The sequence below is a fragment of the Citrobacter sp. 50677481 genome, from assembly GCF_001463265.1.
Taxonomy (GTDB): Bacteria; Pseudomonadota; Gammaproteobacteria; order Enterobacterales; family Enterobacteriaceae; genus Citrobacter_A; species Citrobacter_A sedlakii.
The window spans coordinates 63718-88642 of record NZ_LNHZ01000054.1; the positions used below are offsets into that span (position 1 = coordinate 63718).

Annotated in this window: 23 protein-coding genes; 18 read left to right on the plus strand and 5 right to left on the minus strand. The window is 56.0% G+C overall.

Features of this window, described 5'->3' with window-relative positions; all coding sequences use genetic code 11:
* The first annotated feature begins 42 nt into the window (after nt 1-42).
* Nucleotides 43-1689 (plus strand): class I fumarate hydratase FumA, encoded by a 1647-nt coding sequence (fumA, locus tag APU02_RS14335; RefSeq protein WP_060570373.1) that lies wholly within the window; start codon nt 43-45, stop codon nt 1687-1689.
* 145 nt (nt 1690-1834) lie between these two features.
* Here the strand turns inward: fumA and APU02_RS14340 are convergent, their stop codons facing one another.
* From APU02_RS14340 to melA, 3 genes are all read right to left on the minus strand, one after another.
* A complete protein-coding gene (locus tag APU02_RS14340; RefSeq protein WP_042291027.1) occupies nt 1835-2089 on the minus strand; it encodes a SemiSWEET transporter in 255 nt (84 codons plus the stop codon).
* Between the two features lie 2 nt (nt 2090-2091).
* Entirely contained in the window at nt 2092-3522 is a 1431-nt protein-coding gene (melB, locus tag APU02_RS14345) for a melibiose:sodium transporter MelB (protein ID WP_060570374.1), read from the minus strand.
* Nucleotides 3523-3612: 90 nt separating this feature from the next.
* Complete coding sequence (gene melA / locus APU02_RS14350; RefSeq protein WP_082636840.1) at nt 3613-4968, minus strand: alpha-galactosidase; 1356 nt, start codon at nt 4966-4968, stop codon at nt 3613-3615.
* A 269-nt stretch (nt 4969-5237) separates the two neighbouring features.
* Between melA and melR the strand changes: the two genes are divergently transcribed.
* The 7 genes from melR to pmrB all read left to right on the plus strand — a co-directional run bounded on the left by melR (nt 5238) and on the right by pmrB (nt 14731).
* The gene (gene melR, locus APU02_RS14355) at nt 5238-6170 is read left to right on the plus strand and encodes a transcriptional regulator MelR (RefSeq protein WP_042291035.1); all 933 of its coding nucleotides are present in this window, start codon (nt 5238-5240) and stop codon (nt 6168-6170) included.
* Nucleotides 6171-6387: 217 nt separating this feature from the next.
* A complete protein-coding gene (adiA, locus tag APU02_RS14360) occupies nt 6388-8655 on the plus strand; it encodes an arginine decarboxylase (protein ID WP_120714897.1) in 2268 nt (755 codons plus the stop codon).
* 332 nt (nt 8656-8987) lie between these two features.
* A complete protein-coding gene (locus APU02_RS14365) occupies nt 8988-9749 on the plus strand; it encodes an AraC family transcriptional regulator (RefSeq protein ID WP_042291041.1) in 762 nt (253 codons plus the stop codon).
* A gap of 129 nt (nt 9750-9878) precedes the next feature.
* Complete coding sequence (gene adiC, locus APU02_RS14370) at nt 9879-11216, plus strand: arginine/agmatine antiporter (RefSeq protein WP_042291043.1); 1338 nt, start codon at nt 9879-9881, stop codon at nt 11214-11216.
* Between the two features lie 120 nt (nt 11217-11336).
* On the plus strand, nt 11337-12980 hold the full coding sequence (eptA, locus tag APU02_RS14375) for a phosphoethanolamine transferase EptA (protein WP_060570377.1): 1644 nt from the start codon (nt 11337-11339) through the stop codon (nt 12978-12980).
* Nucleotides 12977-13651, plus strand: a complete 675-nt coding sequence (basR, locus tag APU02_RS14380; protein WP_042291047.1) for a two-component system response regulator BasR — start codon at nt 12977-12979, stop codon at nt 13649-13651. The genes eptA and basR overlap by 4 nt, the downstream gene beginning before the upstream one ends.
* Nucleotides 13652-14731 (plus strand): two-component system sensor histidine kinase PmrB, encoded by a 1080-nt coding sequence (gene pmrB / locus APU02_RS14385; RefSeq protein WP_042291049.1) that lies wholly within the window; start codon nt 13652-13654, stop codon nt 14729-14731.
* Here the strand turns inward: pmrB and pmrR are convergent.
* Both pmrR and proP read right to left on the minus strand, forming a co-directional pair.
* Nucleotides 14728-14820: an LpxT activity modulator PmrR gene (pmrR, locus tag APU02_RS14390; RefSeq protein WP_060570378.1), complete on the minus strand. Its 93-nt coding sequence runs from the start codon at nt 14818-14820 to the stop codon at nt 14728-14730. The genes pmrB and pmrR overlap by 4 nt on opposite strands.
* A gap of 63 nt (nt 14821-14883) precedes the next feature.
* Nucleotides 14884-16386 (minus strand): glycine betaine/L-proline transporter ProP, encoded by a 1503-nt coding sequence (gene proP / locus APU02_RS14395; protein WP_042291054.1) that lies wholly within the window; start codon nt 16384-16386, stop codon nt 14884-14886.
* 701 nt (nt 16387-17087) lie between these two features.
* On the opposite strand from proP, the gene kdgT reads away from it, so the two are divergent.
* The 10 genes from kdgT to APU02_RS14445 all read left to right on the plus strand — a co-directional run bounded on the left by kdgT (nt 17088) and on the right by APU02_RS14445 (nt 24885).
* Nucleotides 17088-18086, plus strand: a complete 999-nt coding sequence (gene kdgT / locus APU02_RS14400; protein ID WP_042291058.1) for a 2-keto-3-deoxygluconate transporter — start codon at nt 17088-17090, stop codon at nt 18084-18086.
* Between the two features lie 217 nt (nt 18087-18303).
* On the plus strand, nt 18304-18639 hold the full coding sequence (locus APU02_RS14405; protein WP_042291061.1) for a zinc ribbon domain-containing protein YjdM: 336 nt from the start codon (nt 18304-18306) through the stop codon (nt 18637-18639).
* 97 nt (nt 18640-18736) lie between these two features.
* The gene (gene yjdN / locus APU02_RS14410; RefSeq protein ID WP_042291063.1) at nt 18737-19180 is read left to right on the plus strand and encodes a VOC family metalloprotein YjdN; all 444 of its coding nucleotides are present in this window, start codon (nt 18737-18739) and stop codon (nt 19178-19180) included.
* 133 nt (nt 19181-19313) lie between these two features.
* Nucleotides 19314-20102, plus strand: a complete 789-nt coding sequence (gene phnC / locus APU02_RS14415; protein ID WP_042291065.1) for a phosphonate ABC transporter ATP-binding protein — start codon at nt 19314-19316, stop codon at nt 20100-20102.
* A gap of 49 nt (nt 20103-20151) precedes the next feature.
* Nucleotides 20152-21168 carry a phosphonate ABC transporter substrate-binding protein gene (gene phnD / locus APU02_RS14420; protein ID WP_060570379.1) on the plus strand — a complete coding sequence of 339 codons (1017 nt, stop codon included), beginning with the start codon at nt 20152-20154 and terminating at the stop codon, nt 21166-21168.
* A gap of 78 nt (nt 21169-21246) precedes the next feature.
* Nucleotides 21247-22026: a phosphonate ABC transporter, permease protein PhnE gene (gene phnE / locus APU02_RS14425; protein ID WP_042291069.1), complete on the plus strand. Its 780-nt coding sequence runs from the start codon at nt 21247-21249 to the stop codon at nt 22024-22026.
* Between the two features lie 20 nt (nt 22027-22046).
* Nucleotides 22047-22772 carry a phosphonate metabolism transcriptional regulator PhnF gene (gene phnF / locus APU02_RS14430; RefSeq protein WP_060570380.1) on the plus strand — a complete coding sequence of 242 codons (726 nt, stop codon included), beginning with the start codon at nt 22047-22049 and terminating at the stop codon, nt 22770-22772.
* Nucleotides 22773-23225 carry a phosphonate C-P lyase system protein PhnG gene (phnG, locus tag APU02_RS14435; protein WP_042291074.1) on the plus strand — a complete coding sequence of 151 codons (453 nt, stop codon included), beginning with the start codon at nt 22773-22775 and terminating at the stop codon, nt 23223-23225.
* Entirely contained in the window at nt 23222-23818 is a 597-nt protein-coding gene (gene phnH / locus APU02_RS14440; RefSeq protein ID WP_042291077.1) for a phosphonate C-P lyase system protein PhnH, read from the plus strand. The genes phnG and phnH overlap by 4 nt, the downstream gene beginning before the upstream one ends.
* Complete coding sequence (locus APU02_RS14445) at nt 23818-24885, plus strand: carbon-phosphorus lyase complex subunit PhnI (protein ID WP_060570381.1); 1068 nt, start codon at nt 23818-23820, stop codon at nt 24883-24885. The genes phnH and APU02_RS14445 overlap by 1 nt, the downstream gene beginning before the upstream one ends.
* The last annotated feature ends 40 nt before the right edge of the window (nt 24886-24925 follow it).

Below are 24925 nucleotides of genomic sequence, written 5' to 3' on the forward strand. Positions count from 1 at the left end.
CGGGATTAATAATATTCATAAAAATCAACAGGCTGGAAGCACATGTCAAACAAAGAATTCTTTTATCAGGCGCCTTTCCCGATGGGGGAAGACAAAACAGAGTACTATCTGCTCACTTCCGACTACGTCAGCGTGAGCGAATTTGAAGGAGAATCTATCCTGAAGGTGGAACCGCAAGCCCTGACGCTGCTGGCGCAACAAGCCTTCCACGACGCCTCTTTCCTGCTCCGCCCTGAACACCAGCAACAAGTCGCCTCCATTCTTCACGACCCCGACGCCAGCGAAAACGATAAATACGTGGCGCTGCAATTCCTGAGAAACTCCGAAATCGCCGCTAAAGGCGTTCTGCCGACCTGCCAGGATACCGGTACCGCGATTATCGTCGGTAAAAAAGGCCAGCGCGTCTGGACCGGCGGCGGTGATGAAGCGGCGATTTCCAAAGGCGTTTACAACACCTACATCGAAGACAACCTGCGCTATTCCCAGAACGCGGCGCTGGATATGTACAAAGAGGTGAACACCGGAACCAACCTGCCTGCGCAGATCGACCTGTATACCGTCGACGGCGACGAGTACAAATTCCTTTGCGTGGCTAAAGGCGGCGGTTCGGCCAACAAGACCTATCTTTACCAGGAAACCAAAGCGCTACTCACTCCGGGCAAGCTGAAAAACTTCCTTGTTGAGAAAATGCGCACGCTCGGCACTGCGGCCTGCCCGCCGTACCATATCGCTTTCGTCATTGGCGGTACCTCCGCTGAGAGCTCGCTGAAAACCGTGAAGCTCGCCAGCACGCATTATTACGACGGTCTGCCGACCGAAGGCAATGAGCACGGCCAGGCGTTCCGCGACACGCAGCTGGAGCAGGAACTGCTGGAAGAAGCGCAAAAACTCGGCCTCGGCGCGCAGTTTGGCGGGAAGTATTTCGCGCATGACATTCGCGTGATCCGCCTGCCGCGTCACGGCGCTTCCTGCCCGGTGGGAATGGGCGTCTCCTGTTCCGCTGACCGTAACATCAAAGCGAAAATCAACCGCGAAGGGATCTGGATTGAAAAACTGGAGCACAATCCGGGCCAGTACATTCCCGATGCCCTGCGCCAGGCGGGTGAAGGCGACGTGGTGAAAGTTGACCTTAACCGCCCAATGAAAGAGATCCTCGCCCAGCTTTCGCAGTACCCGGTCTCCACACGCCTGTCGCTGACCGGCACGATTATCGTGGGACGCGACATTGCCCACGCGAAGCTGAAAGAGCGCATTGAGTCCGGCGAAGGGCTGCCGCAATACATTAAAGATCATCCGATCTACTACGCGGGTCCGGCGAAAACCCCAACGGGCTACCCGTCCGGTTCATTAGGCCCAACCACCGCAGGCCGTATGGACTCCTATGTCGATCTGCTGCAGTCACACGGCGGTAGCATGATCATGCTGGCGAAAGGCAACCGCAGCCAGCAGGTGACGGACGCGTGCCATAAACACGGCGGCTTCTATCTGGGCAGCATCGGCGGCCCGGCGGCAGTGCTGGCGCAGCAGAGCATCAAACATCTGGAGTGCGTTGAATATCCGGAACTGGGTATGGAAGCAATCTGGAAGATCGACGTGGAAGACTTCCCGGCGTTTATCCTGGTGGATGACAAAGGCAACGATTTCTTCCAGCAGATCGTCAGCAAACAGTGCGCTAACTGCGCGAAGTAATCACAGCACCACGCCGGATGGCGGCTGCGTCTTATCCCTCCTGGACTCCCCTCCCCAGGCTGGATAAGCGCAGCGTCATCCGGCTTTCACTTTCCCATGCCGGCTGCGACAACGCATCCGGCAACGTTACGTGCAGAACTCCCCATTATCCCCGGCGAAACGTCATTACCAGAATCGGCAGCGCGAATACCAGCGTCAGGAGATTCGCCATGCTGACGGCCATGTCGTCTATTAACAATCCGTAAATCAGCCACATCACTAACCCACAGACAAACATCACGTACATTACGCCAGAAATGCCCTGCGTGTTGCGGGTAGCGATCACTTTTATCGACTGGGGTAAAAAAGAGAGCGTCGTCAGGCTTGCCGCCAGATAACCCACCCACGAAATCCATTCCATGATTACGCCTTCGCTTCGCCTGTCACGCTAACCGGAATTGCCGGTAGCTCGGGCTGCTCAACGGTGGTCGGCGTCCGCCGATATTTATCCAGCAGATGGATCTGGATCTTACGCAGCATATCGCCGTTCAGATGATAAAAACGGAAATAGAGAATCAGCGTCAGGACGAAAAACAGGGTTGGCAGCGCGATCATAATAAACTGCATTCCTTGTAGCGTTTCGGCAGACTGCGCGACGTTTGGCGCGTAGCCAATCAGCCCTAACACAATAGCGATAAAGAACGCCGCGAACGCGGAGCCGCCTTTTACCACCATGGTCTGTACCGAATAGGCAATGCTTTCGCAGCGAACGTGCAGCTTGTACTCGCCGTAATCTACGGTATCCGCCACCATGATGACCTGGAGCACCCAAAAAAGCGCGGTGCCGATATTCATCAATACCCCAGCGAATACAATCAGCGCGGCATTATGATATCCCGCCAGCGCCATTACCAGCAGCGCCGCGCAGCTCAGCACCGGTAAAACGGAAGCGCTTGCCCACAAAATTCGCCGTGACAGCAGTTTCACCAGTCGCGGGAAAAAGACCAACGTCAACAGGTTGGCGGCTCCGGCATAGGACATGTAATACGGAAACAGATCGGCATCGCCAATCACATAAGTGAAGTAGTAAATCGCAAAACCGTTGATGATGTTGGAGGCCACGTTATAAGCCAGCGCCATCCCCAGCAGGCAGGAGAGCTGATCGTTTTTATAAATCAGCGCGACGATGGCTTTTAAGGTCAGACGGCTGCCGTCGGCGTTCGCCGAGCTGTCGGAAGAATAAACCTCGTGTACGTTGCGCAGCGTAACGATCGTTGAAGCAATAAAAAACACAATCAGCACCAGCGTGAACATTTGAAAGCCAAATCCACGATCGGCGCCCCCCACATAATTGACAAACGGCAGCGTCACCCCGGCGGTGACAAACCCGGCGAGGCTGGCGAAAAAACGAGGGAATGGGACCAGTTGTTCGCGTTCGCGCTTGTCCAGAGTGATGGTTGGCACCAGCGACCAGAAGGGAATATCCATAATGGTATAGGTCATGCCCCACAGGATGTAGGTCACGCAAACAAACACTATCTGCGTTGTGCCTTCGAACAGGTGGGCGCTAAAAACCAGAAACAGCACCAGCGAGTTCGCCAGCGTGCCAATGAGGATCCACGGCTTAAACTTCCCCCAGCGCGTACGGGTGGCGTTGACGATCCACCCCATAATCGGGTCGTTGACCGCATCCCAGATCCGGGCGACCAAAAACAGCGTACCGATAAGCCCTACCGACAGTCCGACCACATCGGTGTAGTAATACATGAGGTACATGTAGACAATGCCAATCGCGAAGTCCTTACCAAACGCCCCGAATCCATAACTGAGTTTTGTTGTCATTGATATGCTCATAGGGTACCGGGTCGCTGTTGCCAGCGCCCGCCTTCTGTAATGGGAAACGTCAGAGATAAAATGCCGGGGGCTTCCCCGGCGTCATGAACATTAACGATGTAGCCAGGCCGGTAACCAGTCGCCGTGTGCGGCGATCAGGTCATCCACCAGCGCATAGATTTCCTCAATGCCCAACACGGCGGCGGTATGCGGATCCATCATCGCCGCGTGGTAAACGCGATCGCGGTTTTCCGTCAGTATCGCTTCAGTAAGCAGTGTCTGAACGTTGATATTGGTCTGCATCATCGCCGCCAGATGCGACGGGAGCATTCCGGCCTTCGTCGGCTGGATACCGTTGGCATCGACCAGACAGGCCACTTCGACACAACACCCCTGCGGCAGATTGTCGATAAGCCCGTCATTGCGTACGTTGCCGTAAATCACGCTCGGTTCGCCGGTCCACAGGGCGTTCATGATTGTGCTGGCATATTCACGCGACGGTTTAATCTCAATGCGATCCGCCGTTTTGTACTCCTCCAGCTCTTTACGCCAGTTCGCCAACTGCTCGACGCAGCGTTTCGGGTATTCATCCAGCGGCACGCTGTACCGCGCGATCAGATCTTCACGCCCTGGCTTGATAAACCACGGGGTATACTCGGCAAAATGCTCCGAGGATTCCGTTACGAAGTAGCCCAACTTTTTGAACATTTCGTAGCGCACGATGTTCTGACAGCGCGTATTACCGTGAATGTTTGGCTTCGGCGCCTGTCCGGCGTCATACGCCGCCAGCAATTCCGGATAAAGATTGACGTAGCGCCCCTCGGCGGTCTTTCGCTCCAGTTCCAGGTAAAACGCCATATGGTTAATGCCCGCGCAGCGATAGCGCAGCGAGGCCGGGTCGATATCCAGATCGCGCGCCAGCTCTTCCGCCGTACCCTGCACCGAATGACACAGCCCCACCTGCTTAATGTGCGGATAGCGAGCGTACATCGCCCAGGTATTCATCGCCATCGGGTTAACGTAGTTCAGCATGGTAGCGTCCGGGCATACCTCGGTCATATCCTCACAAATCCGCCAGAGATGCGGAATGGTACGCAGCGCCCGCATGATGCCGCCGGGGCCAAGTGTATCCGCGATCGTCTGCTCCAGCCCGTGGCGTTTACAGACTTCAAAATCGGTGACGGTACAGGGTTCATAACCGCCAATCTGGAACGCCACCACCACAAAGTCGGCATCCTGAAGCGCCGTTTTTTGATCGGTATGGCAGGTGATTTTTCCGGTTGCGCCCGCGGAATCCATCAGCTTGCGCACCACAATGTGGGACTCCTCAAGCCGTGTCGGATCGATATCCATCAGCGCGATATGGGCCGACTTCAGTGCCTGGCGATGAAAGACGTCGCCGAGGATATTTTTCACGAAAATCGTCGAACCGGCGCCGATAAAGGTAATTTTTGGTGCAGACATCATGACTCTCCAGATCGGTGTTGTACTGCACTCATCGTGGCATGCGATCCGCGGGAAAACCTCCGTCTTCTCCAATGAGCATTCCCGAAAACTCAGATCGCCCGCCGCCGGGCATCAGATCTGAGCTTTTGGGAGTAAATAGCCAGTAAAGCAGAGTATCCGGCCTGTTTCGCCGACTATTATTGTTGTTAGCGGACCGACTTGTGCGCCTGTTCGCGGTATCTTTGCGCAGCCGCAGGCATGATTCTGATGATTCAGGAAAGGGAGAAAGTATGAGTACCCAACCGATAGCGTTTCTTCCGCCCGATCCGCATATGTGCAATGGCGATGAAAAGCAAACCCGTAGCCCGCTGTCGCTCTATTCTGAATACCAGCGAATGGACATTGAGCTACGGCGGCCTCACGCTATGGCAGCCAGTCACTGGCACGGTCAGGTGGAAGTCAACGTGCCGTTCGACGGCGACGTGGAGTATTTAATTAACAACGAAGTGGTGCGGATAGAACAAGGCCACATTACCCTGTTCTGGGCCTGTACGCCCCATCAGCTTACCCGTCCCGGTGAATGCAAACAGATGGCGATTTTTAGTCTACCCATGCACCTGTTTCTTTCCTGGCCGCTGGACCGCGAACTGATCAACCACGTCACCCACGGAATGGTGGTGAAATCGCTGGTCAGCCAGCAGCTCAGCACATTCGAAGTGGTGCGTTGGCAACAGGAGGCCAACAGCCCTAATGAACAGATTCGCCAGTTGGCGATCGATGAAATCGGTCTGATGCTAAAGCGCTTCTGCCTTTCCGGCTGGCAGCCCGTCCTGCTTAATAAAACCTCGCGCACGCATGAAAATAGCGTCTCGCGCCATGCGCAGTTTTACGTCAGCCAGATGCTCAGCTTTATTGCCGATAACTACGATCAGGCGTTGACCATCAACGACGTGGCGGATCACGTGAAGCTCAACGCTAATTACGCGATGGGGATATTCCAGCGCGTCATGCAACTCACCCTGAAGCAATACATTACGGCGATGCGCATCAATCACGTGCGCGCGTTATTAAGTGACACCGACAAAACGATCCTTGACGTCGCGCTGACCGCCGGGTTCCGCTCAAGCAGCCGTTTTTACAGCACCTTCAATAAATACGTCGGCATGTCGCCGCAGCAGTATCGCAAACTGAGCCAACAGCGCCGCCAGACAGCAACCGGGTGAGGGGGCGCAAAAGACCGCCCGGTAATATCACTATCAGCCCCAAAAATAATCGACCTGTCGATAAAAACGTGCCAATAAACAGGATATTTCCCACATAACCCATTGATTAGTAATTTATTTATCGTAACACCTCTGCCCTTGACGCCCTCTTTACTCTCTGTTTTGCCGGGACAATACTTGCCCGCGTCACACATTCCTTCACTACCGGGTAAAGATGATGAAAGTATTAATTGTTGAAAGTGAATTTCTGCATCAGGACACCTGGGTGGGCAGCGCCGTGGAACGTCTGGCTGACGCCTTAAGTCGGCAAAATGTTACCGTCATTAAGTCCACGTCTTTCGACGACGGCTACGCCATCCTTTCTGCCAACGAAGCCATTGATTGCCTGATGTTCAGCTATCAGATGGAACACGCGGATGAACATCTCAACGTCAGGCAACTGATCGGTAAGCTTCATGAGCGCCAGCAAAACGTGCCCGTCTTTCTGTTGGGCGACAGAGAGAAAGCCACCGCATCGCTGGACCGCGACCTGCTGGAGCTTGTCGATGAGTTCGCCTGGATCCTTGAAGATACCGCCGACTTTATTGCCGGGCGCGCCGTGGCGGCGATGACCCGCTATCGTCAGCAACTGTTGCCGCCGCTGTTCAGCGCGCTGATGAAGTACAGCGACATTCATGAATACTCGTGGGCCGCCCCGGGCCACCAGGGCGGCGTGGGCTTTACCAAAACGCCTGCCGGTCGTTTCTATCATGACTTCTACGGCGAAAACCTGTTCCGCAGCGATATGGGCATTGAGCGTACCACGCTCGGTTCGCTGCTCGACCACACTGGCGCATTTGGCGAAAGCGAAAAATATGCCGCCCGCGTCTTTGGCGCAGACCGGTCATGGTCAGTGGTGGTCGGGACGTCCGGCTCCAATCGCACAATCATGCAGGCCTGTATGACCGACAATGATGTGGTGGTGATTGACCGTAACTGCCATAAATCCATCGAACAGGGGCTGATCCTGACCGGGGCGAAGCCGGTTTATATGGTGCCAAGCCGCAACCGCTATGGCATTATCGGGCCAATTTATCCGCAGGAGATGCAGCCGGAAACGTTGCGGAAAAAAATCGACGCCAGTCCGCTGACCCGCGAAAAAACCGGGCGACAGCCCACCTACAGCGTAGTGACCAACTGTACCTATGACGGCGTTTGCTATAACGCGAAAGCGGCGCAGGCTCTGCTGGCGCAAACCACCGACCGCATCCATTTCGACGAAGCCTGGTACGGCTATGCCCGCTTTAACCCAATTTACGCCGATCATTTCGCCATGCGCGGCGAGCCGGGCGATCACAGCGGTCCTACCGTTTTCGCCACCCACTCCACTCACAAACTGCTGAACGCGCTTTCGCAGGCGTCGTATATCCATGTGCGTGAAGGGCGCGGCGCGGTAAATTTCTCCCGCTTTAACCAGGCGTACATGATGCATGCCACCACTTCGCCGCTGTACGCTATTTGCGCATCCAACGACGTGGCGGTTTCAATGATGGATGGCAACAGCGGCCTGTCGCTGACGCAGGAAGTGATCGATGAAGCGATAGATTTCCGTCAGGCGATGGCACGCCTGTACAAAGAGTACCGTGCCGACGGCGACTGGTTCTTCAAACCGTGGAATAAAGAGCAGGTTACCGATCCGCAAAGCGGAGAAACGTATGATTTTGCTGACGCGCCGGCGTCTTTACTGGCCACCGACCAGAACTGCTGGATAATGCGTCCGGGTGAAAGCTGGCATGGATTTACGGATTTACCGGATAACTGGAGCATGCTCGACCCGATCAAAGTCAGTATTCTCGCACCGGGTATGGGTGACGATGGCGAACTGGAAGAGACCGGGGTGCCTGCCGCGCTGGTTACCGCATGGCTGGGACGTCACGGCATCGTGCCGACCCGCACCACCGACTTCCAGATTATGTTTCTGTTCTCGATGGGGATCACCCGCGGGAAATGGGGCACGCTAATCAACACGCTGTGCTCGTTTAAACAGCATTATGACGCCAACACACCGCTGGCGCAGGTAATGCCGGAACAGGTGGAAGCGCATCCTGACGCTTATGCGAATATCGGGCTGCACGATCTGGGCGATCGGATGTTCGCCTGGCTGAAAGAGAATAACCCTGGTGCGCGCCTGAACGCGGCCTATTCCAGCCTGCCTGTTGCAGAAATGACGCCACGTGACGCCTATAACGCCATTGTTAATGATGCAGTCGAAAGGGTGGCAATTGAGAATTTACCGGGGCGTATTGCCGCTAACTCGGTTATCCCTTACCCGCCAGGCATTCCCATGCTGCTTTCCGGGGAAAACTTTGGCGATGACAACAGTCCGCAGGTGGGGTATCTGCGCGCGCTACAGTCGTGGGATCGTCACTTCCCGGGCTTTGAACATGAAACGGAGGGGACGGAAATTATTGACGGTGTGTATCACGTCATGTGCGTGAAAGCCTGACGTCTGTTCCGACGACTGCGTCATGGCCCGGCCAGCGTGACGCAGCCAGATTTTGGCCAGAGGATGTGACAGCCTTTTCCTGAGTATTGTTGCAACATGAGCATTGTCATACCTTTTTGCGCGGGTCCCCCCGCGCTTTTTTTATCTCTCATTCCGGTTTCCACCCTCGTAAAAAATTCTGTACATAAGAATCATCTGCTGACGCTTGAAATAGAAAATAAAAAGATTATTTTAATGCAGGATTGGATTCATCATACAAATTTTACGGCTTCCGTTATCTCTCTCCATTGGCGGGATCGGGTATTTTATGTTCATATTTCAGGAGTTGGGGTATGAGACTTTGCAGCACAGAACCCTGCATCGTGGTGTTAACAGAAAAAGATGTTTGGCTGAGGGTAAATGGCAAAGAGGCGATAAATTTAAAAGCACATCATATGGCGCTTATCGCCTGCGAAAATAACATCATTGATATCTCATCGCTTAATAATGCACTTGTCGCGCATATAAGTCGCGATATCATTAAAGAATACCTGCGTTTTTTGAATAAAGATTTATCTCACGTCCCCCTCTGGCAACGAAGCTCATCGCCAGTGTTAACCGCATTATGCGTAACGCCAGACGTTTTTCGGGTCGCGGCGGAACACAGCGTCCAGCATACCAACAGTCCCGGCGAAAACGAGCGCACCCGCTCCCTGCTGTTCACCGTACTGTCGCGCTTTCTCGACAGCAAAAAGTTTATGTCGCTGTTAATGTTTATGCTGCGTGACCGAATCAGCGACAGCGTTTACCATATTATTGAAAGTGATATACATAAAGCGTGGAACCTCAGCCAGGTTGCCAGCTGTTTATGCCTGAGCCCCAGCCTGCTGAAGAAAAAATTAAAAAACGAAAATACCAGCTACAGCCAAATCATCACTACCTGCCGTATGCGCTATGCCGTTAATCAATTATTAATGGACGGTAAAAATATCTCTCAGGTTTCTGAACTGTGCGGATATAACAGCACATCCTATTTTATCTCGGTATTTAAAGAGTATTACGGCATGACGCCGTTGCATTATGTCAGCCAGTTTAAGAATCGCCCTGCGCCCTGACGCATTCCTGTTTTGTAATAAGCCACGATAATATCAGCATTAGCGATAAGCCTGTTCCGACATCATTCAGCGGCGCACTCCGGGCGTATTATACGACCTGATTTCACAGTCCTTTTCAGGAGTTGAATAATGTCTTCAGATGCTGATGCCCACAAAGTGGGCTTAATCCCCGTCACCCTTATGGTGTCGGGGAATATTATGGGATCAGGGGTTTTCCTGCTGCCAGCTAACCTCGCCGCCACCGGCGGGATTGCCATCTACGGATGGTTAGTGACCATTATCGGCGCGCTGGCGCTGTCGATGGTTTACGCCAAAATGTCGGCATTAGACCCCAGTCCTGGCGGCTCTTACGCTTACGCACGACGCTGCTTCGGCCCTTTCCTCGGGTATCAGACCAACGTGCTGTACTGGCTGGCCTGCTGGATCGGCAATATTGCCATGGTAGTCATTGGCGTTGGTTATCTCAGCTACTTCTTCCCGATCCTGAAAGATCCGTTGGTGCTCACTCTGACCTGCGTGGCGGTGCTGTGGATTTTCGTTCTGCTGAATATCGTCGGGCCGAAAATGATCACCCGCGTACAGGCCGTCGCCACCGTGCTGGCGCTGGTGCCGATTGTTGGCATCGCCGTGTTCGGTTGGTTCTGGTTTCGCGGTGAAACCTATATGGCGGCGTGGAACGTTAGCGGCATGAACACCTTTGGCGCGATTCAAAGTACCCTGAACGTCACGCTGTGGTCGTTTATTGGGGTAGAAAGCGCCTCGGTAGCCGCGGGGGTAGTTAAAAACCCGCAACGCAACGTGCCGATCGCCACCATTGGCGGAGTGCTGATAGCCGCCGTCTGCTACGTGCTCTCAACCACCGCGATCATGGGGATGATCCCGAACGCCGCGCTGCGCGTTTCCGCCTCGCCGTTTGGCGATGCCGCCCGCATGGCGCTGGGGAATACCGCAGGCGCGATCGTTTCCTTCTGCGCCGCGGCGGGCTGTTTAGGTTCGCTCGGCGGCTGGACGCTGCTGGCCGGTCAGACGGCGAAAGCCGCCGCCGACGACGGCCTGTTCCCGCCCATTTTCGCCCGCGTCAACAAAGCCGGTACCCCGGTCGCCGGGCTGATCATCGTCGGGATCTTAATGACCCTGTTTCAGTTCAGTAGCATGTCGCCAAACGCCGCCAAAGAGTTTGGTCTGGTGTCCTCTGTCTCGGTGATCTTTACCCTGGTGCCGTATCTGTATACCTGCGCCGCACTGCTGTTGCTCGGTCACGGACACTTCGGCAAAGCGCGCCCAATCTACCTGCTCGTCACCTTCGTGGCATTTGTTTACTGCATCTGGGCGGTGGTTGGCTCCGGCGCGAAAGAGGTGATGTGGTCGTTTGTCACCTTAATGATCATAACTGCACTGTATGCCCTGAACTACAACCGCATCCATAAAAACCCGTATCCGCTGGATGCGCCAGTGAGCAAAAATTAGTTCGCCTGCCGGGAAACGCCCAAGGGCGCGGCTTTTCAAAACAGCCAACCTTAATTTCTTAAGGTTGGCTTAATTTTACTCTGCGAAGATTGGCGCCACTTCGTTGATGGACCTCACCCCATGTTAAAGCGCATATTCAAAAGACCCTCTATCAGCCTGCTCACCTGGCTGCTGCTGGTTTCGTTTTATCTTTCCGTTTGCCTGAATCTCGCCTTTTATAAGCAGGTCATACAGGCTCTACCGCTGGACTCCGCGCGTAACGTGCTGGTCTTTCTGTCGATGCCGGTGGTGGCGTTCAGCGTGATCAACATCGTCCTGACGCTGGCCTCGTTTCTCTGGCTGAACCGCCCGCTGGCCTGCCTGTTTATTTTGATGGGCGCGGCGGCGCAATATTTCATCCTCACCTACGGCATCATCATCGACCGTTCGATGATCGCCAACATGATGGATACCACGCCCGCCGAAACATTCGCCCTGATGACGCCGCAGATGGTGCTTACCCTCGGTCTGAGCGGCATTGTAGCGGCCCTGATCGCCTGCGGGATCAGAATCAGCCCCTCTACGCCGCGTTTGCGCAGCGTACTGGCGCGTGGGATCAGCATTATGATCTCCGTCCTGCTGATCGTCCTGGTCGCCAGCTTTTTTTATAAAGATTACGCCTCGCTGTTTCGCAACAATAAGCAGTTGGTGAAAGCGCTCAGTCCCTCGAACAGTCTGGTGGCCTCCTGGTCCTGGTACGCGCACGAACGGCTGGCTAACCTGCCGCTGGTGCGCATTGGCGAAGATGCCCATCGCACTCCGCAGAGCGTGGACGGCGAACGTAAAAACCTGACCATTTTGATCGTCGGGGAAACCTCGCGGGCGGCAAACTTTTCGCTGGGCGGCTATCCGCGTGAAACCAATCCGCTGCTGACAAAAGATAACGTGGTCTATTTCCCGCGCACCACCTCATGCGGGACTTCTACCGCGGTCTCCGTGCCGTGTATGTTCTCCGGGATGCCGCGCAAGCACTATGACGCAGAGCTGGCGCACCATCAGGAAGGGTTGCTGGATATCATTCAACGCGCGGGTATCAGCGTGCTGTGGAACGATAATGACGGCGGCTGCAAAGGCGCCTGCGACCGCGTACCGCATCAGAATGTCACTACCCTCAACCTGAAAGGCCAGTGCATTGACGGCGAATGTTATGACGACGTGCTGTTTAACGGCCTGGAGTCGTACATCAACCAGTTACAAGGCGATGGGGTCATTGTGTTGCATACCATTGGCAGTCACGGCCCGACGTATTACCACCGCTACCCGCCGCAGTTCAGGAAATTTACCCCAACCTGCGACACCAATGAAATTCAAACCTGCTCACAGCAGCAGCTCATCAATACCTACGATAATACCGTTCTGTATGTCGACTATATTGTTGATAAAACGATTAATATCCTGAAGACGCATCAGGATAAATTTACCACCAGCCTGGTGTATCTTTCCGACCACGGCGAATCGCTGGGGGAAGATGGCGTGTATTTGCACGGTCTGCCTTACACCATTGCGCCAGAAACGCAAAAGCATGTGCCGATGCTGCTGTGGCTGTCGCCGGATTATCAGCAACGCTACGGCGTAGACAATGATTGCCTGCAAAAACAGGCGCGGGAACAGGATTACTCGCAGGACAACCTTTTTTCGACCATGCTGGGACTGACCGGCGTGCAGACAACGCAATACCGGCCCGCGGATGACATTCTGCGGACCTGCAGGAGAACCGCTGAATGAAAATACTGATTGTGGAAGACGATACGCTGCTCTTACAGGGGTTGATCCTGGCGGCGCAAACCGAGGGATACGCCTGCGACGGCGTCTCCACCGCACGCGCGGCGGAGCAGTGTCTGGAAAGTGGTCATTACAGCCTGTTGGTGCTGGATCTCGGCCTGCCGGACGAGGACGGCCTGCATTTTCTGGCGCGTATCCGGCAGAAAAAATACACCCTGCCCGTGTTGATCCTGACCGCCCGCGATACGCTCAGCGACAAGATCGCCGGGCTGGACGTGGGCGCCGACGACTATCTGGTGAAACCCTTTGCGCTGGAAGAACTTCATGCCCGCATCCGCGCGCTGCTTCGCCGCCACAATAACCAGGGCGAAAGCGAACTGGTGGTCGGCGGTCTGACTCTCAATATGGGGCGTCGCCAGGTCTGGAAAGCCGGCGAGGAGCTGGTGCTGACGCCAAAAGAGTACGCCCTGCTTTCCAGGCTAATGCTGAAAGCCGGCAGCCCGGTGCACCGGGAAATTCTTTATAACGACATTTATAACTGGGACAACGAGCCTTCGACCAACACGCTGGAAGTCCATATCCACAACCTGCGCGACAAGGTCGGTAAGTCGCGCATTCGCACCGTGCGTGGCTTTGGCTACATGCTGGTGGCGACCGCGACCGAGGAAGGCTAAGTGAACCTGACGCGTTTTCTGCGCCGGCCCATGACCCTGCGCCAGCGCCTGATGTTGACCATCGGCGTTATCCTGCTGGTTTTCCAGTTGATCAGCGCCTTCTGGCTCTGGCATGAAAGCACTGAGCAGATTGAGCTGTTTGAGCAGGCGCTACGGGATAACCGCAATAATGACCGCCACATCATGCATGAAATTCGCGAAGCGGTCGCCAGCCTGATCGTCCCCGGCGTGTTGATGGTCAGCCTGACGCTGCTGATCTGTTACCAGGCGGTGCGGCGTATCACCCGGCCGCTCGTCAGCCTGCAAAAAGAGCTGGAGAGCCGCACCGCAGATAACCTGACGCCGATCGACCTTCGCAGTTCAACGCTGGAAATTGAAGCGGTGGTTTCCGCGCTGAACCAACTGGTGAACCGGCTGACCGCGACGCTTGAGAACGAGCGCCTGTTTACCGCCGACGTGGCGCACGAACTGCGAACGCCGCTGGCCGGGGTACGTCTGCACCTCGAACTGCTGTCAAAAGCGCATAATATAGACGTCGCCCCGCTCGTTGCGCGGCTGGATCAGATGATGGACAGCGTCTCGCAGCTGTTACAGTTAGCGCGCGTCGGACAGTCGTTCTCGTCGGGTAATTATCAGCAGGTCCGGCTGCTGGAAGACGTCATCCTGCCGTCCTGGGATGAACTTAGCACCATGCTGGAACAGCGCGATCAGGCCCTGCTGCTGCCCGAGAGGCGCGACGACGTGACGGTAAAAGGCGACGCCACGCTGCTGCGCATGCTGTTGCGTAACCTGGTGGAAAACGCCCATCGTTACAGTCCCAAGGGGACGACGATCGCGATCGCGCTGAACACGGATAAACAGGCCGTCATGGCGGTTGAAGATGAAGGGCCGGGGATCGATGAAAGTCAATGCGGCGAGCTAAGTAAAGCGTTCGTGCGTATGGACAGTCGTTTCGGCGGCGTCGGGCTGGGGCTGAGTATTGTCAGCCGCATCACGCAGTTGCATCGCGGCGAATTTTATTTGCAAAACCGGGTGGATGCGACGGGAACCCGCGCGTCGGTGAGGCTGGAGAAGATCTAATAAGTGGTGACCCAGACGTACAAAAAACTGCTGACAATCAGCACGCTAAAGACAGTGGCGACACGTTCATAAAGACGCTTTTTCATCATACTCTCCTCCAGATTATGAAGGAGAGTATGCCCGTCAGAGATTAAGCAAACCTTAAGACGCCTTTACTCGTCGATACGTGGATGCTGCTGAACCAGACGAGTCCGTTTCTCCTGGAGTTCAGCAATTTCCTGATCGATATCTTCGATTTTCTGCTCGATGTTATCGTAGTGCTCGCCGAGGATTTCTTTCGCTTCCTGAATGTCAGACGCGGCAGGCGTCGCCCCTTTCAGTGGACGGTTGGCGGTCTCTTTCATGGTCATACCGGTAATGAAACCAATCACCGCAATCACCATCAGGTAATAGGCTGGCATCATCAGGTCCCGGGAGCTTTCCACCAGCCAGGCGGCCAGCGTTGGCGTCAGACCGGCAATCAGCACCGAGATATTAAATGCCGCCGCCAGCGCGCTGTAGCGAATGTGCGTCGGGAACATCGCCGGGAGCGAGGAGGCCATCACGCCGGTGAAGCAGTTCAGGATCACCGCCAGCATCAGCAGACCCGCAAAAATCAGCCCGATCACGTTACTGTTAATCAGGATAAATGCCGGAATCGCCAGCGCAAACAGCGCGATACTGCCCAGAATCACAAACGGGCGGCGACCAAAACGGTCACTCAGCAGCCCCATCACCGGCTGCACAAACAGCATCCCGATCATAATGGCGATAATAATCAGCACGCCGTGATCTTCCGAATAGTGCAGGTTATGCGACAGGTAACTCGGCATATAGGTCAGCAGCATGTAATAGGTTACGTTGGTGGCAATCACCAGACCGATACACGCCAGCAGGCTGCGCCAGTGTTTGGTCGCAATCTCTTTAAACGAAACTTTTGGACCTTCCTGCAAGCCTTCGCGGTCGCCCTGCTCCAGTTTTTCGACGTGCTGCTGGAACGCCGGGGTCTCTTCCAGCGCATGGCGCAGGTAAAGCCCGATAATCCCCAGCGGCAGCGCGATAAAGAACGGAATACGCCAGCCCCAATCAAGGAAGTTTGCTTCCCCCACCACCGTGGAGATCAGCACCACGACACCTGCGCCCAGCACGAATCCGGCAATCGAGCCAAAGTCCAGCCAACTGCCCATAAAGCCGCGTTTACGGTCCGGGGAATATTCCGCGACAAAGATCGACGCGCCGGTGTATTCGCCGCCGACCGAGAAGCCCTGCGCCATCTTGCACAGCAGCAGCAGGATAGGCGCCCAGATACCAATAGAAGCGTAGGACGGTATCAGGCCGATACAGAACGTACTGATCGACATAATGACGATGGTGATAGCCAGGATCTTCTGACGCCCATATTTATCGCCGAGCATACCGAAGAACAAACCGCCAAGTGGACGAATCAGGAAGGGAACAGAGAAAGTCGCGAGCGCGGCAATCATTTGCACGCTGGGGTCAGCCCCCGGGAAGAATACTTTACCTAACGCGTAGGCAACGAAGCCATAAACACCAAAATCAAACCATTCCATCGCGTTGCCGAGCGAGGCCGCGGTGATCGCTTTACGCAGTTTACCGTCATCAATAATGGTTACGTCGCGAAGCGTTATCGGTTTTACTTTTTTCCTTTTCAGCATAGCTGTCCTCATAGACTAAGCCCTGTCTCGCTGCATACCGCTTCATTGGCGCAAGCTGCGCGAACGTCACCGTCGAGCGTTGGAATCACGCAGGCGCAATTCCTTTACCAAGCGTAGCAGGTTTACTTACACTGACCGGTTAAGGACTGTACAACCGAACCTGTTGACGCCTGAAGTGGGCGGTTAATGACCTCTTTACCCTACCAGTGTTTAAATTTGTGATCAACTTCACATATATGTTTGTGTTTCGTCAAAGAACGTAAATAAGGTGATCCTCACTCTCTTTTTTGACGTGGCAACGTTGCGATTCTTTTTTGCTTTCGTTGCGATGACATTCATCGTCACGACCTAACATTTCCCGGCGACACTATTAATCTGCTATGCAAATTCCCCTGGCTTTTTTACACCTTGTTTACGTTTATTTTAAATAATCCAAAAGCCGCCGAATGTTTACATTAATTATGTGACAAAGATAACTAAAACACTGTTTCGTTTTCATTGAATCAATATTCCAATGAATGCAAGATAAGAGACGAGGCAACACCACCGGGGAGCGAAAGAGGCCGCCAGCAGGCGCAATCGCTACGTACAACGTAAAGGGAACGCAGTATTTTCTGCGCTTCGCTTCGATATAACAAACTGAATTCAATACCTTTTGCCACCTTGTCCGTTTGTTTCGCGGGTAAGAAGTGAGGACGTTTATGAAAATTAAAGCCACCATAGAACGCATCCCTGGTGGGATGATGTTGATTCCATTACTGCTCGGCGCCGTTTTAAATACCCTGGCGCCAGACACGGGCGCGTATTTCGGTTCATTTACTAAAGGAATGATAAGCGGCACGGTGCCCATTCTGGCGGTATGGTTCTTTTGTATTGGCGCTTCTATCGATCTGCGCGCAACCGGTACGGTATTACGTAAATCCGGTACGTTGGTGATCACGAAAATTGCCGTTGCGTGGGTGGTGGCGATGATCGCCGCCTCGTTTATTCCGGACACCGGCATTCAAACCGGTTTCTTCGCGGGTCTGTCTGTACTGGCGATTGTTTCCGCAATGGACATGACCAACGGCGGCCTGTACGCCAGCCTGATGAACCAGTACGGCACCAAAGAAGAGTCCGGCGCGTTCGTGCTGATGTCACTGGAGTCCGGTCCGTTGATGACCATGGTGATTCTTGGTTCCGCTGGCCTCGCTTCTTTCGAGCCGCATCACTTTATCGGCGCCGTATTACCGTTCCTGATCGGCTTTGCCCTCGGCAACCTCGACCACGATCTGCGTGCGTTCTTCAGCAAGGCGACGCCAGTACTGATTCCGTTCTTCGGCTTTGCGCTGGGTAACACCATTAACCTGAGCGTGATTGTTGATACAGGTCTGCTGGGCATCATGCTGGGCGTGGCAGTCATCATTATCACCGGTATTCCGTTGATTATTGCCGACCGCGTGATCGGCGGCGGTAACGGTACAGCGGGTGTGGCAGCGTCTTCTGCGGCGGGCGCTGCGGTGGCGAACCCGGTCATTATCGCCCAGATCAACCCGGCGTTTGAGCCCGTCGCGGCTTCCGCGACGGCGCTGGTTGCCGCCAGCGTGATTGTCACCGCCATCCTGGTGCCGATCATCACTGCGCTGTACGCCAAACGCTTCGGCAACGTTCAGCCTCCGGTCAATGCGGAAGAAAAAACCGCTGAATCCATGAATCACTAACCTTCAGTCGCCCTCCCGCTCTGCGCGGGAGGGCGACGTCTAACGACTGCGTCCGCTTCTCTTCGCGCCTTTCACCTCGCTTTCTTCCAGCCCCCCTTTCTTAAAACGCGAGTAGTCCCGACAACGTTGGGGATTTTGTGTATAATTGCCGCCTTTTTCGGCAATCTGCCATGCTTTTGGGGCGCGTTTGCCCCTGCTGACTTTTGAGGAACTCACCATGTCATTACCTAACTGCCCACAATGCAACTCCGAATACACCTACGAAGACAACGGCATGTATATCTGCCCGGAATGCGCCCACGAATGGAACGATGCCGAACCGGCGCAGGACAGCGATGAGCTGATTGTGAAAGACGCTAACGGCAACCTGCTGGCCGACGGCGACAGCGTGACCGTGATTAAAGATCTGAAGGTGAAAGGCAGTTCTTCGATGCTGAAGATCGGCACCAAAGTGAAAAACATCCGTCTGGTGGAAGGCGATCACAACATTGACTGCAAAATCGACGGTTTCGGACCGATGAAGCTGAAATCGGAGTTTGTGAAAAAGAACTGATTGTTATCCTGCCTGCCTGATATTGCCCGGTGGCGCTTCGCTTACCGGGCCGGGGGTAACTACACTTAATGGGCTTCCCTTATCAGAGGTCCAGATCATGTCGTTAAGTCCCTATCTCTCTTTTGCTGGCAACTGTGCCGACGCCATTGCGTTTTATCAGCAAACGCTCGGCGCAGAACTGCTCTATAAAATCAGCTTTGGTGAAATGCCTCCGTCGGCGCAGGACAGTCAGGACGGCTGCCCGTCCGCAATGACCTTCCCCGATACTGCCATCGCCCATGCCAATGTGCGTATTGCGGGGAGCGACATTATGATGAGTGACGCCCTGCCGTCAGGCACGGCGCACTATTCCGGCTTTACGCTGGTTCTTGACACGCAGGATGTCGACGAAGGAAAACGCTGGTTCGACCGCCTCGCTGCCGAAGGAAAAATTGAAATGGACTGGCAGGAAACCTTTTGGGCGCACGGTTTTGGCAAGGTCAGCGATCGTTACGGCGTCCCGTGGATGATCAACGTCGTTAAGCAGCAGGCAAACGGTTAACCTCGCGGGAGGCCCTGCCTCCCGCCCTGTCATCTGATTCCACTTAATTCTTCATCATCAGGTCATCACAACTTAACCCAAACGTCACATTAATCCGCCACGATGGGGCCACTTTTTTCAGAGAGGCCGCATCATGCAAACGATTATTCGCGTCGAAAAACTCTCCAAAACGTTCAATCAGCAGCAGGCGCTGCACGCCGTCGATCTGAACATCGTTTCCGGTGAGATGGTGGCTCTGCTTGGGCCGTCGGGTTCCGGCAAATCCACCCTTTTACGTCACTTAAGCGGGCTGATCACCGGTGACAAAGCGCCGGGCAGCCACGTCGAGCTGCTTGGTCGCACCGTCCAGCGCGAAGGCCGTCTGGCGCGCGATATCCGCAAAAGCCGCGCCCATACCGGCTATATCTTCCAGCAGTTCAACCTGGTCAATCGCCTGACAGTGCTTGAGAACGTCCTGATTGGCGCGCTCGGCAGCACGCCGTTCTGGCGCACCTGCTTTAGCTGGTTCACCCAGGAACAGAAGCAGCGCGCGTTACAGGCGCTGACCCGCGTCGGCATGGCGCACTTCGCGCACCAGCGCGTTTCTACCCTTTCCGGCGGCCAGCAACAGCGCGTGGCCATCGCCCGCGCCCTGATGCAGCGGGCGAAAGTGATTCTGGCCGACGAGCCGATTGCCTCGCTGGACCCGGAATCCGCGCGCATCGTGATGGATACCCTGCGCGACATCAACCAGACCGACGGCATCACCGTCGTCGTCACGCTGCATCAGGTGGATTACGCCCTGCGCTACTGCGAACGCATTGTGGCGCTGCGTCAGGGGCATGTGTTCTACGACGGCAGCAGCCAACACTTCGATAACGATCGCTTTGACCATCTGTACCGCAGCATGAACCGCGTCGAACAGAACGCGCAGGCTGCTTAATTCAAAAAGACCAGGCAAGTGAAATAGCCTGGAACAATGCGAGGATAATATGAATTACAAAACGGTTGCCGCGTTGGCGTTTACAAGCATGTTCAGCGTCAGCACCCTGCTCACCCCGGCACATGCCGAAGAACAGGAAAAAGCGCTGAACTTTGGCATTATTTCGACCGAGTCACAGCAAAACCTGAAACCGCAGTGGGACCCGTTCCTGAAGGATATGGAAAAGAAACTGGGGGTCAAGGTCAATGCCTTCTTCGCCCCGGACTACGCCGGGATCATCCAGGGGATGCGCTTTAACAAAGTGGATCTCGCCTGGTACGGCAATCTTTCCGCGATGGAAGCGGTAGATCGCGCCAACGGCCAGGTCTTCGCCCAGACTGTCGCCGCTGACGGATCGCCCGGCTACTGGAGCGTACTGATCGTCAACAAGGACAGTCCGATCAACACTCTCGACGATCTGATCGCCCAGCGCAAAGATCTCACTTTCGGCAACGGCGATCCTAACTCCACCTCTGGCTATCTGGTTCCCGGGTATTACGTCTTCGCAAAAAACAATATCTCCGCCAGCGACTTCAAACGCACCGTTAACGCCGGTCATGAAACCAACGCACTGGCGGTAGCGAACAAGCAGGTCGACGTCGCCACCAACAACACCGAAAACCTCGACAAGCTGAAAACCTCCGCGCCGGACAAGCTCAAAGAGCTGAAGGTGATCTGGAAGTCGCCGCTGATCCCGGGTGATCCCATCGTCTGGCGGAAAAATCTTTCTGAAACCACCAAGGACAAGGTGTACGACTTCTTTATGAATTACGGCAAAACGCCGGAAGAAAAAAGCGTGCTGGAACGTCTGGGCTGGGCGCCGTTCCGTGCCTCCAGCGACCTGCAACTGGTGCCGATTCGCCAGCTCGCCTTGTTTAAAGAGATGCAGGGCGTGAAGGACAACAAAGGACTGAGCGACGAAGAGAAAGCCAGCAAAACCTCGGCGATTAAAGGGCAACTGGACGATCTCGACCGTCTGACTGCCGCGCTCGGCGCCATGACCAGCGTGAACAAAGCGGTGCAATAACCCCTGGCTGTAGGCCGGATGACGCAGCGCTTATCCGGCCTATACCCGCGTCAATTCGTCGTCACTTATGGAGCAACTATGCAAACCATTACCGTCCCCCCGCCGAAGCGAAGCTGGTTCTCGCTCTTGAGCTGGGCCATCCTGCTGGCTGTACTGGTCGTGTCGTGGAAAGGCGCCGAAATGGCCCCGCTGACGCTGATTCAGGATTCCGGCAACATGGCGACGTTCGCCGCCGACTTCTTCCCGCCGGACTTCAGCCAGTGGCGGGACTACCTCGGCGAAATGGCCGTCACCCTGCAAATCGCCGTCTGGGGCACCGCGCTGGCGGTTATCCTGTCCATTCCTTTTGGTCTGATGTGCGCCGACAACCTCGTACCGTGGTGGATTTACCAGCCCATGCGCCGTCTGATGGACGCCTGCCGCGCCATCAACGAAATGGTGTTTGCGATGCTGTTCGTGGTCGCCGTCGGTCTCGGTCCGTTTGCGGGCGTGATGGCGCTATTTATCCACACCACCGGCGTGCTGTCGAAATTGCTTTCCGAAGCGGTCGAAGCTATCGAACCCGGCCCGGTAGAAGGTATCCGCGCCACCGGCGCCAATAAGCTCGAAGAAATTCTCTACGGCGTACTGCCGCAGGTCATGCCGCTGCTCATCTCCTATTCGCTGTACCGCTTTGAGTCCAACGTCCGCTCCGCCACGGTGGTCGGCATGGTGGGCGCAGGCGGCATCGGCGTCACCTTGTGGGAGGCGATACGCGGTTTCCAGTTCCAGCAAACCTGCGCGTTGATGGTGCTCATCATCATCACCGTCAGCCTGCTGGACTTCCTCTCCCAGCGTTTACGTAAGCACTTTATCTGATTCGCGAGGCATTGATGGCTATGCACTTGTCTACACATCCGACCAGTTACCCAACGCGTTATCAGGAGATTGCCGCGAGACTTGAGCAGGAGCTTCGTCAACATTACCGCTGCGGCGACTATCTTCCGGCGGAGCATCAGCTTGCCGCCCGTTATGAGGTGAACCGCCATACCCTGCGCCGGGCCATCGATCAGTTAGTTGAACGCGGCTGGGTGCAGCGTCGTCAGGGTGTCGGCGTGCTGGTGCTGATGCGCCCGTTCGACTATCCGCTGAACGCCCAGGCGCGCTTTAGCCAGAATCTGTTGGATCAGGGCAGCCATCCCACCAGCGAAAAGCTGCTGGCGGTACTGCGACCGGCTTCCCGCCACGTTGCTGATGCCCTCAGCGTGCAGGAAGGCGACAACGTCATTCACCTGCGAACGCTACGCCGGGTCAACGGTATCGCCCTGTGCCTGATCGATCACTACTTTTCCGACCTCAGCCTCTGGCCGCTGTTGCAGGGCTTCCATAGCGGCTCGCTGCATGACTATCTGCGCGAACAGTCCGGGCTGACGCTGATGCGTACCCAGACGCGCATCAGCGCCCGCCGCGCGCAGGCGAAAGAGAGCAAGGTACTGGAAATCCCGAACATGGCGCCGCTGCTCTGCGTGCGCACCCTGAACCATCGTGAAGGTGAGGAGCAGGCAGCGGAATACTCCGTCAGCCTGACCCGCGCCGACATGATCGAATTCACTATGGAGCACTGAATGCATATCGATACCGCCACCCGCCAGCGCTGGATGCGCGCGTTGTCCTGGAGCAACGCCGAAACGCTGAACGCACTGATGCAGGCGCTGAAGCTGGCGCCGGAATACACGCTTATCCGCGCGCCGGAAACCGGTCTGATGCAGATCCAGGCGCGCATGGGCGGCACCGGCAACCGTTTCTTTGCCGGCGATACCACGCTCACCCGCGCGGTGGTGCGCCTGAACAGCGGCACGCTCGGCTACAGCTACCTGCTGGGACGCAATAAACAGCACGCCGAACGGTGCGCCGTCGTCGACGCGCTGTTACAGGAGCAGGCCCATTTTCAGACGCTCATGGAAACCTTAATCGCCCCGCTGGAGGCCGAACGCGAGGCGCAAATCGCTGCCCGCCGCGCTGAAGTGAACGCCAGCCGGGTCGACTTCTTTACGCTGGTACGCGGAGATAACGAATGACACGATCCACGGAACTACAAACCGCCTTTACCCTGCCCGTTCAGGACGCGCAACAGAGCTTTCGCCGCCTGCTGAAAGCAATGAGCGAACCGGGCGTGATTGTCGCCCTGCATCAGCTTAAGCACGGCTGGCAACCGTTGAACCTTGCCACCACCAGCGTCCTGCTGACCCTGGTCGATGGCGACACGCCGGTATGGCTGTCACCTGCGGTGAACAACGACATCGCCAGCCAGAACCTGCGTTTTCATACTCAGGCGCCATTGGTCGAGCAGCCGCAGCTGGCAGCGTTTGCCGTCACCGACGAGCGCATCAGCCGCGAGCAGCTTAACGCCCTTTCCGCGGGTTCCGCCGTGGCGCCGGAAACCAGCGCCACGCTGATCGTCCAGGTCACCAGCCTCAGCGGCGGGCGGATGCTGCGCCTGACCGGGGCGGGGATCGCCGAAGAACGGATGATCGCGCCGCAGTTACCGGACTGTCTGATCCACGAACTGACCGAACGCCCGCACCCCTTCCCGCTGGGCGTCGATTTGATACTTACCTGCGGCGAGCGCCTGCTGGCCATCCCTCGCACTACCCACGTGGAGGTGTGCTGATGTACGTCGCCGTTAAAGGGGGCGAGAAGGCGATAGCCAACGCCCATGCGCTCCAGGAGAACCGCCGTCGGGGCGATGCCGCCATCGATGAACTGAGCGTGGCGCAGATTGAACAGCAGATGAACCTGGCGGTTGACCGGGTGATGACCGAAGGCGGTATCGCCGACCGCGAACTGGCGGCGCTGGCGCTGAAACAGGCCAGCGGAGACAACGTCGAAGCCATCTTCCTGCTGCGCGCCTACCGCACCACGCTGGCGAAGCTGGCGGTGAGCGAACCGCTGAACAGCGCGGAGATGCGCCTGGAGCGGCGTATTTCCGCCGTCTATAAAGACATTCCCGGCGGGCAGCTTTTAGGCCCGACTTACGACTACACCCATCGCCTGCTCGATTTCACCCTGCTGGCGAACGGCGAAACGCCGCCTCTGCGCACCGCCGATCACCCAACGGAACCCGCGCCGCACGTCTTTTCCCTGCTGGCGAAGCAGGGGCTGGCAAAGCGCGAAGAGGATACCGGCGCACAGCCGGACGATATCACCCGCACACCGCCGGTCTACCCCTGCTCGCGCGCCTCACGCCTGCAACAGCTCATGCGCGGCGACGAAGGCTACCTGCTGGCGCTGGCCTATTCCACCCAGCGCGGTTATGGCCGCAACCACCCGTTCGCGGCGGAGATCCGCAGCGGCTACGTTGAGCTGGAAACGGTGCCGGAAGAGCTGGGATTCGCGGTAAACGTTGGCGAACTGCTGGTGACCGAATGCGAGATGGTCAACGGCTTCGTCGCACCGGACAATGATGCGCCTCACTTCACCCGCGGCTACGGGCTGGTGTTCGGCATGAGCGAACGCAAAGCCATGGCGATGGCGCTGGTGGATCGCGCGCTACAGGCACCAGACTACGATGAAACGGTCACAGGACCGGCGCAGGACGAGGAGTTCGTGCTGGCGCATGCGGATAACGTCGAGGCGGCGGGTTTTGTTTCGCACCTCAAGCTCCCTCATTACGTCGATTTCCAGGCCGAGCTGGAACTGCTTAAACGCCTGCAACAGGAGGCCGCCCGTGACGACTAACCTCTCCGGCTACAACTTTGCGTACCTTGATGAACAGACC

Excerpts from the sequence above, each read along its gene's own strand:
- phnF (WP_060570380.1), top strand. The coding sequence starts at position 22,047 with ATGCACTTGTCTACACATCCGACCAGTTACCCAACGCGTTATCAGGAG.
- phnG (WP_042291074.1), top strand. The coding sequence starts at position 22,773 with ATGCATATCGATACCGCCACCCGCCAGCGCTGGATGCGCGCGTTGTCC.
- melB (WP_060570374.1), bottom strand. The coding sequence starts at position 3,522 with ATGAGCATATCAATGACAACAAAACTCAGTTATGGATTCGGGGCGTTT.
- phnH (WP_042291077.1), top strand. The coding sequence starts at position 23,222 with ATGACACGATCCACGGAACTACAAACCGCCTTTACCCTGCCCGTTCAG.
- phnC (WP_042291065.1), top strand. The coding sequence starts at position 19,314 with ATGCAAACGATTATTCGCGTCGAAAAACTCTCCAAAACGTTCAATCAG.
- yjdN (WP_042291063.1), top strand. The coding sequence starts at position 18,737 with ATGTCGTTAAGTCCCTATCTCTCTTTTGCTGGCAACTGTGCCGACGCC.
- phnE (WP_042291069.1), top strand. The coding sequence starts at position 21,247 with ATGCAAACCATTACCGTCCCCCCGCCGAAGCGAAGCTGGTTCTCGCTC.
- pmrR (WP_060570378.1), bottom strand. The coding sequence starts at position 14,820 with ATGATGAAAAAGCGTCTTTATGAACGTGTCGCCACTGTCTTTAGCGTG.
- melA (WP_082636840.1), bottom strand. The coding sequence starts at position 4,968 with ATGATGTCTGCACCAAAAATTACCTTTATCGGCGCCGGTTCGACGATT.
- APU02_RS14405 (WP_042291061.1), top strand. The coding sequence starts at position 18,304 with ATGTCATTACCTAACTGCCCACAATGCAACTCCGAATACACCTACGAA.
- APU02_RS14365 (WP_042291041.1), top strand. The coding sequence starts at position 8,988 with ATGAGACTTTGCAGCACAGAACCCTGCATCGTGGTGTTAACAGAAAAA.
- fumA (WP_060570373.1), top strand. The coding sequence starts at position 43 with ATGTCAAACAAAGAATTCTTTTATCAGGCGCCTTTCCCGATGGGGGAA.
- adiA (WP_120714897.1), top strand. The coding sequence starts at position 6,388 with ATGAAAGTATTAATTGTTGAAAGTGAATTTCTGCATCAGGACACCTGG.
- APU02_RS14445 (WP_060570381.1), top strand. The coding sequence starts at position 23,818 with ATGTACGTCGCCGTTAAAGGGGGCGAGAAGGCGATAGCCAACGCCCAT.
- eptA (WP_060570377.1), top strand. The coding sequence starts at position 11,337 with ATGTTAAAGCGCATATTCAAAAGACCCTCTATCAGCCTGCTCACCTGG.
- adiC (WP_042291043.1), top strand. The coding sequence starts at position 9,879 with ATGTCTTCAGATGCTGATGCCCACAAAGTGGGCTTAATCCCCGTCACC.
- basR (WP_042291047.1), top strand. The coding sequence starts at position 12,977 with ATGAAAATACTGATTGTGGAAGACGATACGCTGCTCTTACAGGGGTTG.
- proP (WP_042291054.1), bottom strand. The coding sequence starts at position 16,386 with ATGCTGAAAAGGAAAAAAGTAAAACCGATAACGCTTCGCGACGTAACC.
- phnD (WP_060570379.1), top strand. The coding sequence starts at position 20,152 with ATGAATTACAAAACGGTTGCCGCGTTGGCGTTTACAAGCATGTTCAGC.
- kdgT (WP_042291058.1), top strand. The coding sequence starts at position 17,088 with ATGAAAATTAAAGCCACCATAGAACGCATCCCTGGTGGGATGATGTTG.
- melR (WP_042291035.1), top strand. The coding sequence starts at position 5,238 with ATGAGTACCCAACCGATAGCGTTTCTTCCGCCCGATCCGCATATGTGC.
- APU02_RS14340 (WP_042291027.1), bottom strand. The coding sequence starts at position 2,089 with ATGGAATGGATTTCGTGGGTGGGTTATCTGGCGGCAAGCCTGACGACG.